Source organism: Lutibacter profundi (assembly GCF_001543325.1).
Taxonomy (GTDB): domain Bacteria; phylum Bacteroidota; class Bacteroidia; order Flavobacteriales; family Flavobacteriaceae; genus Lutibacter; species Lutibacter profundi.
In genome coordinates this window covers 1,357,852-1,372,128 of the sequence record NZ_CP013355.1, presented here as the reverse complement: position 1 = coordinate 1,372,128, position 14,277 = coordinate 1,357,852, and the positions used below count along the sequence as shown (strand labels likewise).

The 14,277-nt window shown below is 29.7% G+C and carries 14 protein-coding genes; 6 read left to right on the top strand and 8 right to left on the bottom strand.

What is annotated here, in order from left to right:
• Nucleotides 1-107 precede the first annotated feature (107 nt).
• A complete protein-coding gene (locus Lupro_RS06115; RefSeq protein ID WP_144439113.1) occupies nucleotides 108-1,310 on the top strand; it encodes a T9SS type A sorting domain-containing protein in 1,203 nt (400 codons plus the stop codon).
• Between the two features lie 2 nt (nucleotides 1,311-1,312).
• Here Lupro_RS06115 and Lupro_RS06110 read toward each other — a convergent pair whose 3' ends face one another.
• Entirely contained in the window at nucleotides 1,313-1,786 is a 474-nt protein-coding gene (locus Lupro_RS06110) for an Lrp/AsnC family transcriptional regulator (RefSeq protein WP_068207367.1), read from the bottom strand.
• A 155-nt stretch (nucleotides 1,787-1,941) separates the two neighbouring features.
• Between Lupro_RS06110 and Lupro_RS06105 the strand changes: the two genes are divergently transcribed.
• Both Lupro_RS06105 and Lupro_RS06100 read left to right on the top strand, forming a co-directional pair.
• Nucleotides 1,942-3,141, top strand: a complete 1,200-nt coding sequence (locus Lupro_RS06105; RefSeq protein WP_068207363.1) for an aminotransferase class I/II-fold pyridoxal phosphate-dependent enzyme — start codon at nucleotides 1,942-1,944, stop codon at nucleotides 3,139-3,141.
• 108 nt (nucleotides 3,142-3,249) lie between these two features.
• Nucleotides 3,250-4,977, top strand: coding sequence for a Na+/H+ antiporter NhaC family protein (locus Lupro_RS06100; protein WP_068207359.1), 1,728 nt, complete (start codon nucleotides 3,250-3,252; stop codon nucleotides 4,975-4,977).
• 165 nt (nucleotides 4,978-5,142) lie between these two features.
• Here the strand turns inward: Lupro_RS06100 and Lupro_RS13810 are convergent, their stop codons facing one another.
• Both Lupro_RS13810 and Lupro_RS13805 read right to left on the bottom strand, forming a co-directional pair.
• Nucleotides 5,143-6,087 carry a putative porin gene (locus tag Lupro_RS13810; protein WP_257721009.1) on the bottom strand — a complete coding sequence of 315 codons (945 nt, stop codon included), beginning with the start codon at nucleotides 6,085-6,087 and terminating at the stop codon, nucleotides 5,143-5,145.
• Complete coding sequence (locus Lupro_RS13805) at nucleotides 6,087-7,403, bottom strand: putative porin (protein ID WP_068207353.1); 1,317 nt, start codon at nucleotides 7,401-7,403, stop codon at nucleotides 6,087-6,089. Before Lupro_RS13805 ends, Lupro_RS13810 begins: the two co-directional genes overlap by 1 nt.
• A 158-nt stretch (nucleotides 7,404-7,561) precedes the next feature.
• Between Lupro_RS13805 and Lupro_RS06085 the strand changes: the two genes are divergently transcribed.
• Together Lupro_RS06085 and Lupro_RS06080 are read left to right on the top strand one after the other, a co-directional pair.
• Complete coding sequence (locus tag Lupro_RS06085; RefSeq protein WP_068207350.1) at nucleotides 7,562-8,164, top strand: ribonuclease HII; 603 nt, start codon at nucleotides 7,562-7,564, stop codon at nucleotides 8,162-8,164.
• Nucleotides 8,165-8,219: 55 nt separating this feature from the next.
• A complete protein-coding gene (locus Lupro_RS06080) occupies nucleotides 8,220-9,272 on the top strand; it encodes a nucleoid-associated protein (RefSeq protein ID WP_068207348.1) in 1,053 nt (350 codons plus the stop codon).
• Between the two features lie 205 nt (nucleotides 9,273-9,477).
• Here Lupro_RS06080 and lipB read toward each other — a convergent pair whose 3' ends face one another.
• Together lipB and Lupro_RS13140 are read right to left on the bottom strand one after the other, a co-directional pair.
• Nucleotides 9,478-10,170: a lipoyl(octanoyl) transferase LipB gene (gene lipB, locus Lupro_RS06075; protein WP_068207345.1), complete on the bottom strand. Its 693-nt coding sequence runs from the start codon at nucleotides 10,168-10,170 to the stop codon at nucleotides 9,478-9,480.
• On the bottom strand, nucleotides 10,170-10,328 hold the full coding sequence (locus tag Lupro_RS13140) for a YqaE/Pmp3 family membrane protein (RefSeq protein ID WP_082703867.1): 159 nt from the start codon (nucleotides 10,326-10,328) through the stop codon (nucleotides 10,170-10,172). The genes lipB and Lupro_RS13140 overlap by 1 nt, the downstream gene beginning before the upstream one ends.
• Nucleotides 10,329-10,418: 90 nt before the next feature.
• On the opposite strand from Lupro_RS13140, the gene gldA reads away from it, so the two are divergent.
• Nucleotides 10,419-11,312, top strand: a complete 894-nt coding sequence (gldA, locus tag Lupro_RS06070; RefSeq protein ID WP_068207342.1) for a gliding motility-associated ABC transporter ATP-binding subunit GldA — start codon at nucleotides 10,419-10,421, stop codon at nucleotides 11,310-11,312.
• Here gldA and Lupro_RS06065 read toward each other — a convergent pair.
• From Lupro_RS06065 to Lupro_RS06055, 3 genes are read right to left on the bottom strand one after another with little or no spacing between them, the layout of a single operon-like run.
• Complete coding sequence (locus tag Lupro_RS06065; RefSeq protein WP_068207340.1) at nucleotides 11,305-12,048, bottom strand: head GIN domain-containing protein; 744 nt, start codon at nucleotides 12,046-12,048, stop codon at nucleotides 11,305-11,307. The genes gldA and Lupro_RS06065 overlap by 8 nt on opposite strands.
• Nucleotides 12,049-12,056: 8 nt before the next feature.
• On the bottom strand, nucleotides 12,057-13,160 hold the full coding sequence (locus Lupro_RS06060) for an acyloxyacyl hydrolase (RefSeq protein WP_068207337.1): 1,104 nt from the start codon (nucleotides 13,158-13,160) through the stop codon (nucleotides 12,057-12,059).
• A 10-nt stretch (nucleotides 13,161-13,170) separates the two neighbouring features.
• Nucleotides 13,171-14,271, bottom strand: a complete 1,101-nt coding sequence (locus Lupro_RS06055; protein WP_068211484.1) for an acyloxyacyl hydrolase — start codon at nucleotides 14,269-14,271, stop codon at nucleotides 13,171-13,173.
• Between the last annotated feature and the right edge of the window lie 6 nt (nucleotides 14,272-14,277).

The window sequence follows — 14,277 nt, the reverse complement described above, 5'->3', positions numbered from 1 at the left end:
AGGAACTTATATATCAACCTTTTGTTACCTTTAATTAATATATTATAATTGCATATTGTTTGAATAGAGTTGGCTTCATATTATTGATATTTCTTTTTAGTACAAATTTGTTTACTAGGGCACAAATAGTCAACACTTCAGGAAGTCTTTTTGATGAAATAGCTACTATAATAACAAATATGCCAGGAAATTCAGGAAATAATTACGCACACCCAACTTTAACACAACAAAACTCTTGGAGTGGTATTTTAGCCAATTTATTTAATCAAAATTATGCAAAAGCATCAGATACAGCCAATGCAATAGGCTACAATTTGGTGAAATTTGTTGATACTACGGGCATTGAAAACAGTACGTATTATATGTTAAAAACAAATAGTGCAAATTATTGGGGAACCTATGTTTATTATCCAAATTACACGAAATCATTGGTAATTCAATCTCCACATCCAAAAAAAGATTTTAACACAGGGAAAGAAGGTGTTTTTGTATTTATGAAAACAGAGGCATTGTTTTTTGCTTTAAGCGGCACTAGTAGGTGTAACAACAGTAATTATTCTAGCTGTGACGGAACTACAACAGTATGTTCAGGAAGCTCCGAAAATTATAGGATTTCAGATCTTTCTCACAATGTTTCTACTATATTTCAAACAACAACAGCTGTTATTTTTAATACATTTAACGAATCTCATTTTATTCAGCTTCACGGATTTAGTAAACTAACATCCGACCCCTATATTATTCTCAGTAATGGAACTCAACTAACGCCATCTCCTGATTATATTTCAATTTTTAAAACCAATATAGAAAATGAAGATGCCGTACTAACATTTAAATTAGCTCATATAGATTTATCTTGGACAAGGTTGCGAGGGTTTTACAATACGCAAGGAAGATTAATAAATGCAAGTTCTAATTATTGCAATGCAAATGCTACTGTAACTAACGGGCGTTTTATGCACTTAGAACAGGAAAAAACGCGACTTAGAAATGACTCAACGGGTTGGGTTAAAGTAGCAAATGCCTTAAACAATACATTTTCAAGTAGCTCTTTATCTTCTGAAGAAATTGCAGCTAAAAATAAATTTAACGTGTATCCAAATCCGGGAAGTAATTTAGTTACAATTGAAGCAGATTCTATAGCTATAAAAGAGTTTAAAATTTACAATATGCTTGGTCAGGAGTTGACTTCTAAAATTAAAATAGTAAACCATACACAGCATATAATCACAGTTAATATAGAAAACCTTCTTAAAGGGAATTATATTTTTAAAATAAAAACAAAGAGCATTAAATTTAAAAAGTATTAATTTCAAGTATCTTCACTAAATTTAAGGATTCCTGTTTTTTTTGTTGAAGACATTACAAAAGTACTTTGAACATTCCCAACAGAATCTAAAATAGCTAATTTGTTTTTTAAAAAAAGCTGATAGCTTTTCATATCTTTTACAATTACTTTCAACAAATAATCGTAGTTGCCAGCTATATGAAAACATTCAATAACTTCATCCATTTTATTTACTGCAATCTCAAATTTTCGAATCAATTCTTTAGAGTGTACCAATAGGGTAACTTGGCAAAACACCTCAATGGTGTACCCTAATTTTTCTTTATTTAATACAGCTATATATTGTTGAATTACACCGTGCTTTTCCAGCCTTTTAATACGTTCATAGGTAGGAGTTTGTGTTAAACCAATTTTTAGTGCAATTTCTTTGATGTTGGCTTTTGAATTTACTTGAAGTAATTTTAAAATGTTTTTATCTGTTACGTCTAGTTTTATCATATTAGTATTTTTTGCTAAAAATAAGTAAAATAATAGAAGTATAAAGTTGTTATAACTGTATTTATTAAAATATATAGTAAAAATAACTGATATTAGTAAATAATTCAGTTTATTAAGTGGTTGTTTTGTAATTTTATAATATAAAAATTTTAGTCATGAGCAATAAACCAGCAAATAACATTCAAGATTTACAATATTTTGGAGAGTTTGGAGGTGTAAATCCTTCAATTTCAGATTCAGCAACATATACATTTTTACATGCCAAAACAATGCTTGATACTTTTGAAGGACATGCAGAGGGGTGTTATTTATATTCACGCCATACCAGTCCAAGTAATTTATACCTAAATGAAGCTTTGGCGGCTATGGAATTTACAGAAACTGCTAATGTAGCAGCATCGGGTATGGGAGCAATAACTTCAGTATTATTGCAAGTTTGTGGAGCAGGAGATCATATTGTTTCAAGTAGAACCATTTATGGTGGTACGTATGCATTTTTAAAAAACTTTATACCAAAATTAAATATTACAACTTCTTTTGTTGATATTACTTCGTTGGAAAAAATTGAAGCAGCAATTACTTCTACAACAAAAATGATTTATTGTGAATCAATTAGTAATCCGCTATTAGAAGTTGCTAATGTAACAGCATTATCAAAAATTGCAAAAAAGCACAACATATTATTGGTGGTAGATAATACATTTACCCCTTTAATAATTTCTCCACAAAAATTAGGAGCAGATATCACAATTCACAGTTTAACAAAATTTATTAATGGAACAAACGATACTGTAGGAGGTGTTGTTTGTGCTTCACAAGAATTTATAGATAGTTTAAGAAGTGTAAACGATGGAGCAGCTATGTTGTTAGGTCCTGTAATGGATAGTTTCCGTTCAGCAAGTATTTTGAAAAACTTGCGAACATTGCATATTAGAATGAAAAAGCATAGTGAAAATGCCTTGTATTTGGCAGAACATTTTGAAAAAGATGGTTTAAAAGTGGTGTATCCAGGTTTAAAAAGTCACAGTGATCACGAGCTTTTTAAAACAATGTACAATGAAGAATATGGCTTTGGAGGAATTATGACAATTGATGTTGGAACCTTGAAAAAAGCCAATGAATTAATGGAGTTAATGCAACATAATAACTTAGGTTATTTAGCCGTTAGTTTAGGGTTTTATAAAACATTATTTAGCGCGCCAGGAACAAGCACTTCTTCTGAAATTCCTGAAGAAGAACAAGTTGAAATGGGGCTTTCTGATGGAATTATTCGTTTTTCAATTGGGTTAGATAATGATATTGAACGTACATATAGAGCAATGCATAAATGTATGACAGAAATAGGAGTACTATAATTAACAACTCTTTATATTATAAAAAAATCCCATTCTAATTTTGAATGGGATTTTTTAGTTGCAAAAAGGTTCAAATTTGTGTATTATTACATTCCTAAAAATGTAAGAATGCAAGAAGATAAAAACTTATCAGAAATAAAAGTTGGAGACCTAAAAATAATAGAAAATAAAGAATTAAGTATATGGGAGGCACTAATTCCAATTGTTGCTCTTATAGGAATGTTAGCTTTTAATGTATATGCTTACGGAGATGATGCACTAAGTGGTAGTAATCAGTTTATCTTATTAATGGGGGCAGCAGTAGCTGCAATTGTAGGGTTTTTAAATAAAGTCCCCTATAAATTAATGCTTGAAGAAGTAGGTGAAAATGTGAAATCTACATCCAGTGCTATTATCATTTTATTAATGGTAGGGGCTTTGGCTGGTACTTGGTTAATAAGCGGCATTATACCTTCAATGATTTACTATGGTTTACAAATTTTAAATCCAACAGTGTTTTTAGCAGCATCACTTGTAATTTGCTGTATAGTATCAATTGCAACGGGTAGTTCTTGGACAACATCGGCAACTGTTGGTATTGCACTTATGGGAATTGGAAATGCATTAGGTGTTCCTGCAGGAATGACTGCCGGAGCCGTATTGTCTGGGGCTTACTTTGGAGATAAAATGTCTCCATTATCTGATACAACAAACTTGGCTCCAGCTGTAGCAGGAGGAGAACTTTTTGAGCATATAAAATATATGACCTACACTACGGTTCCAACAATTATAATTACGTTAATTGTATTTGTAATTATAGGGTTTAATATTGATGCTACAGGAAGTGTTAATACTGAAAAAATGCTAGCTGGTATCAAAGCTTCGTTTAATGTAACACCTTGGCTTTTTATTGTTCCTGCTATTGTAATTTTATTAATAATTAGAAAAACATCACCATTAATAGCTTTAATTATTGGGGCACTTTTAGGTGGTATTTTTGCAACTATTTTTCAAAGTGCTATTATATGGGATCAAGGATTGAGATATGACGTAACAAAGGTTTCTAGTGAATTTAAAGATTATGTATCTTGGGATAATGTGTCAAATAATAATTATCAGTCACCAGGGGTGTATACATTAATTTCTAAAGAAGAAGGAGTTACAATGTCAAAACCTATTGTTTTTAATCTTCTATCATCAAAAACTTCTGTAACTGACAAATTTTCAGAAACAACAACTATTTTTAAAGATGGAAAAGAAATAGGTACTATAAATTTAAATGCATTACCAACAAATTTTTTACAATCGGCTTACTTTTCGGTAATGAATGCTTTGACGGTTGAAACTTCAATACAAACGGAAGATGAGAGGCTTAATGGATTGTTTGAAGCTAAAGGAATGGGAGGAATGTTGGGAACAATTTGGCTAATAATTTGTGCAATGACTTTTGGTGGGGTTATGGATGCCATAGGTGCTTTAGCCAAAATAAGTAGTTCAATTCTAAATATGTTTGATTCTATTTTTGGATTATTTGCCAGTACAGTTTTTAGTTGTATTACGTTAAATGCAACAGCATCAGACCAGTATTTAGCAATAGTTGTTCCAGGTAAAATGTATGCAAAAGCCTTCAAAGATAAGGGGCTAGCTCCAGAAAATTTGAGTAGAACATTGGAAGATTCAGGGACAGTAACTTCAACATTGGTTCCTTGGAATACAGGAGGTGCTTACCAATCTAGTGTTTTAGGCGTAGGTGTTGCAGATTATTTTGTGTATGCTATTTTTAACTGGCTAAGTCCAATTATGACGTTGTTTTTTGCAGCTTTTAAAATAAAAATAAAGAAGTTAGTTGCTAAATAATAGCTCAATAGCTTGTTGTAGCTATTTCGTTTATAAATTTACAATTTTCTATCAAAAATAACTCGGACTGATATTCATTTGTGTCAAATAAATTAAAAAACACAACGGGTTTAATAGCACTTGTTTATAAATATTTGGAGGATTATTTTTATGAATAAAAGTTTTTTATATAAACCAATTCCAAACTAAACCAAACCGAACCGTTAAATCTCTGTAAGGATAATTAGGTGCTGAATAATAATTTCTGCCGGTAAAACCTGCTCCAAAGTTTTCAACTTTAAAATAGATACGAGTTCTGCGAATTTGTGCATTTACAAAAAAATCTAATATTGGAAAATCTCCAATTTCGGTTTCGTTTTGCAATACAAATTCACTTAGTAAAGGGTTATAAGCATTTATGTTATATGAAGTAAAATATTTAAAAGTCACTCCTGTTTGTAAGTACATAGGTTTCCCTTTAAATACATAGCTGGCATAATATAGTGTGTTTCTTGTAACCAATTCAGGAACTCTAAAAAACGATTCGCCTTTTGAAACTTTTTGGTACATTACGGTATTGTCTAATGTAAATTTTTTATAACTAACTTTAGCATTGGCTTTTACTTTGATGTAATTCAACGTTTCTGTAGCCTGTACAGGTTTTGAGTTTTCATCAAAATAGGTGTAGTTATCAACTAAGTTATAACTGGCTTTTATAGTTCCCCATTTAGGGTACTTAAATTCAACACCAACAAGTGAAATATTTTCATTGTTAAAATTGTTTTGCCAATTGTAATCTACATAATCACTTTGATACAAAAGGGTATTAAAATCGGGAGTTTTTGAAGTTAATTCAGCAAATCCTTTAACACTATAAATACTATCTTTTTTAAACAGAGCATTGGCTTTGATAGAATTTCCAGTTATATCTCCGGCAATAATTGAAGAGGCATCAGCATTTAAATAAATATTACCAAACTTTATTTTCCAATCGGCACCAGCGGCAATAGCATTTCCTTTTAATTTATCTGAGATAGTTTGGTTGTCATAATATAATATACTGTTGTAATGATAGTTATACGTAAAATAGGTTGTTTTAACTTTTAGTTCACCTGTGTATGGTGAATTTATTAGGAGAAAAATTGATTATTTGATTTTTGATATGAAGTATGGTCGTTTATGGTTGAATTAAAAGCCTCTCCAAAAATAGGAGTTACTGAAGCTTGTTTAAAACGATAATGTTTGGTCTCATACATAAAAGTATGTCCCAATTTAACATCGAGATATGATTTTTTATTCAAAGTAATTAATTGAGTTGAATCCGTTTTAATTTTAGATGCTATTATTAACAGAGAATCAATTTTAATACTGTTTATTTTTTTAATGGAGTCTAGTTTAGCAATGCTTAAAGAATCAGTCGTTACATTGTTTTTAGTTGGAATGGCAAGTTGTTTTGTAATTGAAGTTTTTAGATTTAAGATAGGCTTTTTTCGTTTTTTTGGAACCTTTCTTTTGGTTTTATTCTTAGAGAGGGTAGTATCTTTTTTTAAATTCTCAATTTGAGTTAGTACAGCATTGTATTTTTTTAGCTTGTTTAAAATAACAGTATTGTGTTTTTCAATATTATTATTTTTGGAAAAAACAGTAAATAGTTGCTCCATGTAATAACGTTTTCCTTCTAGTAAATTTTCAGTATCTATAAAATTCACTTCCAATCTTGCTCTATCAATATAATTAGGGTCGTTACTTTCAAAATTCAGGATAGCTTCTTCTGTTAAACCACCATTTTCATTGTTTGTTAAATCAAAAGAAGAAAAATGACCTCTAACAAAATATTTTTCATTTTTGGTATGGTAGTTAAAAGTTGCCCTAAAATTTCCGTGGCTTGCCAAGGTGTTTCTATATTTACCTAGTGATCGCAAACCTTTATAAGCTAGAGAAAAATTAAACTGTTTGGAAGTATTCATAGTTAAAAATGCATCTAAAACCTGACCTTGTTCTAAACCACTTCTGTATAATATTTCTGAAGTTGGGGTAGGAACATTGTAATAATAAATATCTTCAATTTTATAGTAATTAAATTGTTTGGCATTAGCGCCAATTGTTGGAAATAAAGAGTTGTTTTGAAAGTTATATCCCAGTTTATTAAAAGTTTGTCCCTGATTGTGAAATGGTAATAATTCAAAATTATCTTTTCGAAGGTAATTAAATTTAAAATACTTCTTTAACGTTAATGTAGTATCAATAAGCGTGGTATCGTTATTAATTGAAATAATTTTATAATCGGTATATTTTGTTAAACCATCTAATTTAATTTGTACCTCTTCATTAAATGAAGTGGTGTCATTTTCAAATAATCTTCCTTCTGCTCTTGATAACAATTTTCTTTGTGCTGACACATTAAAAATAAAAAAGACAAACAATGTTACAAAAAATATTTTCTTCATAAGAAACGTAAAGATAAGATGCAAAGGTAAAATATTTGAACGAAATGGGGTCTACAAAATTGCAGGTACCAATTTAAAAAATAAAATTGAATTAGATGTATTTAATAAAAGTAGTTGGTTTAATAATTAATTTTAATTTTGTGTGTTGTTTTTAATTTATGGGACTAAAAAAATATTATTTAAAAAATAAAATAGAAGTTGGTACAGATGAAGCGGGAAGAGGATGTTTGGCTGGTCCAGTAGTTGCTGCAGCAGTTATTTTACCTAATAATTTTAAGCACCCATTATTAAACGATTCAAAGCAGTTAACAGAAAAGCAACGAAACTTAGTACGTCCATTTATAGAAGAAAATGCCTTAGCTTTTAAAGTGTCGTATGTTTTTGAAGATACCATTGATAAAATAAATATTTTACAAGCATCTATTTTGGCCATGCATAAAGCCATTGAAAAACTGCAAATAACACCTGAGCATATTATTGTTGACGGTAATAAGTTTAACGCTTATAAAAATATTCCACACACAACAATTGTAAAAGGTGATGCTAAATTCATGAGTATTGCTGCAGCCTCAATACTAGCAAAAACGTATAGAGATGAGTTTATGCAAAAATTAGATGAAGAATTTCCTCAGTATTTTTGGAAAAAAAATAAAGGGTACCCTACAAAACAGCACCGAAATGCTATTCGAGAATTTGGGATTACCAACTATCACAGAAAATCATTTAAATTATTGCCACAACAGTTAAAATTAGAGTTGTAATTAGCCTAAAAATCATCATAAAATAATACATTTGCGTTTGTTAAAAATGTAACTGATGATTAAAAGAAACCGAGCAGCAATTTCAAAATTCATTATCCATAAAGTTGGAAACAAGTTTAATAGTGCTACCAATATTTTTTCGGAAAATACAATAACCTTTGACGAAGAAAGTTACGAGCTAATGAAGCCTTTTTTATTAAAACCCTTTGGAAACGTAACGGAGAGTTTTCGATTCAATCACCATGCAAACATTGAGTTAAATGAACTTAACAACTATTCATCACAAATTTTTGAAGATGAAACTGCGTTTATTGATGTCTCAAAACACATTGTAAATCACTTATTTGAGCAATCTAACTCTGCACAAATAAAAATTGGGGATGTTATTATTGCGCTGTTTGAAGATATAGAATATAAAGAAGTACTAACACAAGCTATTGGTATTTTTAAAATTGAAAATAAAATTAACTTCTTTCAAACCTTTATGGAAAAAGGGAGTTTAGACGTGTTTGTTCAAAAAGGAATTAGCACCAAAAAACTAGATAAAGGTTGTTTAATTATCAATTCATCAGATACAGAAGGGAAAGTGGTGTTAAGTGTTGATACAAATAATTATGATGCTCAATACTGGTTAAATAACTTTTTAAATGTAAAATATGCTGATGATAACAACCAGCATACACAAAATTACATAGAAATGTGTAAAGATTTTTCAGAAGAAATTATAAAAGAAGATTTTGGTGTTTATGAAAAAAGTAAATTTTTAGCTAAAACAGTTGATTTTTTTAAAGAAAATGAATTGGTAAATATCAACAGCTTTAAAGAGGAAGTTTTTAATGAAAATGAAGAGTTTATACCCTTGTTTGACGATTATAAAAAACAATTTGAAACAGTAAATAATGTATTGGTGCGAAACCAATTTGCGGTATCTGATATTGTATTAAAAAAACAAAAACAAAAGATTAAAACAGAAATTAAATTAGATACAAATATCCAAATTAAACTAGATATAGACGCACCAGATGCGGCAAATGAATATTTAGAAAAAGGGTATGATGAAGAGAAAAAAATGAAATTTTATAAAGTGTATTTTAACGAAGAGAATTAATATCAAGTTCTCAATTCTCAGTTTGTGGTTATTTATTTCAAAGTTAAACGTTCTCTGTTATTGCGAAGTTTTTGATAAAATGTTGTGGTAATCTTGTTTATTAAGAATGAGATAGTACATTTTGTGAAGGTTCATTCGAGTATAAAACTTAATGAGTTGAAAAGTTTTTTTGCTTCTGTCATTCCTGCCTTTGCAGGAATGCTAATTAGTTAAACTCAACCTCAAACAATTCCTTAAAATGCTTTAAAATTTTAGCTTTTATTTCTTTAAAAGGTATTTTTCTATTCAATTCAACTTCCATAGACGTTACGGCCTTTCCTCGAATTCCACAGGGAATAATATGATCAAAATAACCTAAATTAGTAGTCACATTTAACGCAAAGCCGTGCATAGTTACCCATCTGCTAGTTCGAACTCCCATAGCACAAATTTTACGAGCAAAAGGGGTGCCAACATCAAGCCAAACACCAGTTTCACCTTCACTACGTTCACCTTTTATATGGTATTCAGCCAAAGTTCTAATAATTACTTCTTCTAAAAAACGCAGGTATTTGTGGATGTCTCCAAAAAAATTATCTAAATCTAAAATGGGGTACCCAATAATTTGTCCGGGACCGTGGTACGTTATATCGCCTCCACGATTACTTTTATAAAAAGCGATTCCTTTTTCAGTTAATTGTGTTTCGGTGAGTAATAAATTGTTAATATCACCACTTTTCCCTAAGGTATATACGTGAGGGTGTTCTACAAAAATAAAATAATTAGGAGTTTTGTCGTTGGTGTTATTTTTCCGATTTTCAATTTTTAGTTGAATGGTACTTTGAAAAAGTGTTTCTTGGTAGTCCCAAGTTTCTTTGTAGTTTTTTATACCTAAGTCTAATAATTTAATTTGTTGCATTAGTTATTAGGATTGTTATTAATAATTAAAGCTGCAATAACTCCAGGTATCCATCCTAAACACGTTAAAATAAATACAATTACAATAGACCCACAACCTTTATCAACTACTGCCAGTGGAGGGAAAATAACACAGAATATGACTCTTAAACAACCCATTTGTAATTTTTGACAAAGGTCTGTAAAATATATTTAGGATACAACGTTAACTATAGGAGGTAAATTGTAATTAAAATGTATTTTTGTTAAATGTCTATTGAAGTAAAAAATATAACCAAATTGTATGGGAATCAAATTGCATTAAAAGCAGTAAATTTTACAATTAAGAAAGGGGAGATTGTTGGATTTCTAGGTCCAAATGGCGCAGGAAAATCTACCTTAATGAAAATTATTACGGGTTATTTAAAAGCTTCTGAAGGCACGGTTTTGGTTAGTGATTTTGATATTGTTACTCAAAAACTTGAAGCACAAAAAAGAATTGGTTACTTGCCTGAGCACAACCCACTTTATTTAGAAATGTACGTTAAAGAATACTTGCTATTTAATGCTTCAATTTATAAAACACCTAAAAATGAAGTTAAGGAAATAATTGCTAAAGTTGGACTAACTTCTGAAGCGCATAAAAAAATAAATCAACTTTCTAAAGGGTACAGGCAAAGAGTTGGTTTGGCAGCGGCATTAATACACAAGCCAGAAGTATTAATTTTAGATGAACCTACAACGGGTTTAGATCCTAATCAACTAGTTGAAATTAGACATTTAATAAAAGAGGAAGGCAAAGAGAAAACGATACTATTCTCAACACATATTATGCAAGAAGTAGAAGCTATATGTGACCGTGTTATTTTAATAAATAAAGGAGAGATAGTTGCTGATAAAAATTTACTTGAACTGAAAAAAAATCAAGAACAAATTATAGAAGTTGAATTTGATTTTAAAGTTGAAAAACAATTTATAGTAGGTATTCCTCATTTAAAATCAGCTGATAACAGTTTTAGTACTAGTTGGATTTTAACTTTTGATACCACTGAAGATATGCGTTCAAAAGTTTTTGATTTTGCACATGAAAACGGACTTAAAATATTAAGGTTAGTAACTATAAATAAAAACTTAGAAAGTTTGTTTAGATCTTTAACTACTTAAAAATTAACGCTCCATTACTTAAAATTTCTACATCAACTATTGGAGGCCTGTTGTATGATATTACATCTCCAACGGAGTGTATGCTGCCAGTTAAACTCTCTACTGGGTAAATTATAATATCGTTAGAGCTAACATTTTTTACATCAATATTTTGTACTATAAAATTTTTACCTTCAAAACGAGTATCTCCATCTGTAAAACCTATATCTAAATTGTTAGAACTACCATTTATATAAAAATTGGCTACACCATTACCCCAAATAATCACTTTTTCATTTTCAATAGTTAAGTGCCAATCTCCAGTGGCCAAAAACTTCTTTTTCTCTCCAGAAGATCGAAGGTATAACAAAGGATAGGTAAGTGTTCCATTTGAAATAACACGTTGCTCAGAAGCGTTTCTAATAGTGTTAATGTTTGGAGAGGTTACGTGTATTTTTGTTAGTCCGTAGTCTCTAAAAAAATTACAGGTGTTGTTATTGGTTAAAATTAATTGTTTGTTTACTACTTTTACCTCAACATCTGGCAATAAATTTTTACCGGTTTCTATCACAACCTTTTGAACGGGGCCATCTGTTATAATTAATTCAACTCTTTTGTTGACTAAAATTTTATCAAAAGAGTCAACCGTAATTTCTTGTTGTACAATTTCTCCTGCCGTTTGTAAACAATTACTCACATTTTCTTTGTTACAGCTTATTAGTACTATAAAACAACTTATGTATGCTAATTTTTTCATTATTTAATTTAAAATTTATATCCAATACCAAATTCAAGAGATTCTGCTCTAAATAAATTCACTTTCATTGTAATTTCAGAAAAGAAGTGGTTACTTAAATTATATTTAAAACCAAAACGTTCATAAACCCTGCTTACGTATGGAAAAGGATAATAAAAAGTATATCCAATTTGTGAAATAAAAGCAAAATTATTTTGAATTAGTTCATGTCCTATAAAAACACCAGCTCTTTTGTAATTAGTTTCATTGTACGTTTTTCCTTCATTTTTATTAATATCTTCAATGTAGTTTTTAAGGAATGGTGAATTAAAAAAGTCAATACCAGCTGTTATAGCTGAATAGCTATTAATAATTTTACTACCATAAAAAGTGATGGTGTAAAAAGGAAATAAACCACTATCAATTTCTAAAGATTCATTATAACCACCTCTAAGAATTAGGTTGTAACGTATTGTGGAACGTATTTTATTTTTGGAGTCTATTTTTTTGTAAACAGGAACTTCGATAGCCTTTAATTTATAATTTATACCTAAGTTAAAGGCTACTGTGTTTATGCCTAAATTAGGACTTTTAAAGCTAATATTTGAGAAATGTATTAAGCTTAAGCCAGCACGAAGTCCAAAATTAGTATTGGTAAAAAAAGTAAAGTATTGTAATTTTAGATATGCAGACACCAATAATTTTGATCCGAAAGCAACGTTTTGATTATTGCGAATACGGTTATAAGGCTTTGTTGTATAGGCCAGGCCAAAAGCACTTGTAAGGTTTAGTTGCTGTTTTTTTTGGGGAGTTAAATTATAGGTATAATGTCTATAAGCTCCATAGGCTTCACCTAAAACTGTTGAATTAAAATTTTCATATAAGAAGGTATAGCCTCTTTCAGGAAAATTATAGCGTGTATTAAATGTTGAATTTTCTGTATTTTTAGTATTCCAACTTAACATAAAACCATAAGGGTTATTTTGGATAGCGGTTTTAAGTTTTTTATCGTGTTCAATAAGTTTTCCATAAAAAAAATCTGTTTGTAAATAGCTGTTGCTTTTGGTGAAATTTTGAGCGAAACTCAAAAAACTATAAAAAAACACAAAAAACAAAAAAAGGTAATTTTTCATAAGAGATTTTTTATAATCTGACGCCAACTCCAAATTCAACGGTTTCGGCGTTTGCAGCATGTGCTTTTAGCCTAACAGAGGCAAACCATTTTTGGTTAAAATACCTTTTTAAACCTAATGTTTCATAAATTCTTCCATCGTATTCAAAAGGATATTTCACATAATATCCCAATTGTGTTTCTATAGATATTTTATTTATAAATAATTCATGACCAATAAAAACACCTATTCTAGAAAAACTATCTGTTTCTTTTAGGTTGGTATGTGGTATGGTTAGGTTTAAATTGTAAAACTCCTTTAACATAGGTGAAATATACAATTCGGCTCCAATTTGTATGGCAGATTTTCTATTTAATCTTTTATCGGCATAAGCAGATACAACGTAAAAAGGTTTAACGCCACTACCTATTATTTCAGCTTCATTAACACCACCTCTAATGGCAAAATTAAATTTAATAGGCTCCTTAAAATACTTACTTTCTGTAGAAGGAATATAATTTATAGGTTGTTCTTCAGAACTTAAATCATAGTTTAACCCTAAGGTAAATGCCCAAATATTAACACCAGAATTAGGAGATTTAATATTAGAATTAGAGGCATGAACAAAAGTTAATCCGGCATTCACACCCAAATTATTTAGTAAATGTTCTCTTTGAAAATACAATTTAAAATAGGTACTTGAATTTAAAGAACTTCCAAAAGCAGTATTTTTATTATTAGTTTCTTTATCGTACGGATTTGTATTGTATGCCAAGCCAATTCCTGCTCTAAAAATTAGCTGATTTTTGGCTTCTCTATTGAAAAAATAAAAATTATAATGCCCATAAATGGAATATAATTTCCCTAAAATTTCAGAATGATAATCTTGATACCCAAAAGAATAACCAAAGTCTGGATAATTATAGCGCTCTTGCCATGCTTCTTCTCCGTAAGACCGTTTGTTATAACTTATAAAAAAACCTGTTGGGTGCCCTTGTAAAAAAGCATAAGCATCAGAATTGTGGGCAATAATGTTTCCATAAAAAGAATTGGCTTGAATGTAAGAAGATTTTGATTGACTGAAACAAATAGCCATATTAAAAAATAAAATTCCAACAAATATTTTTCTCATAAACAA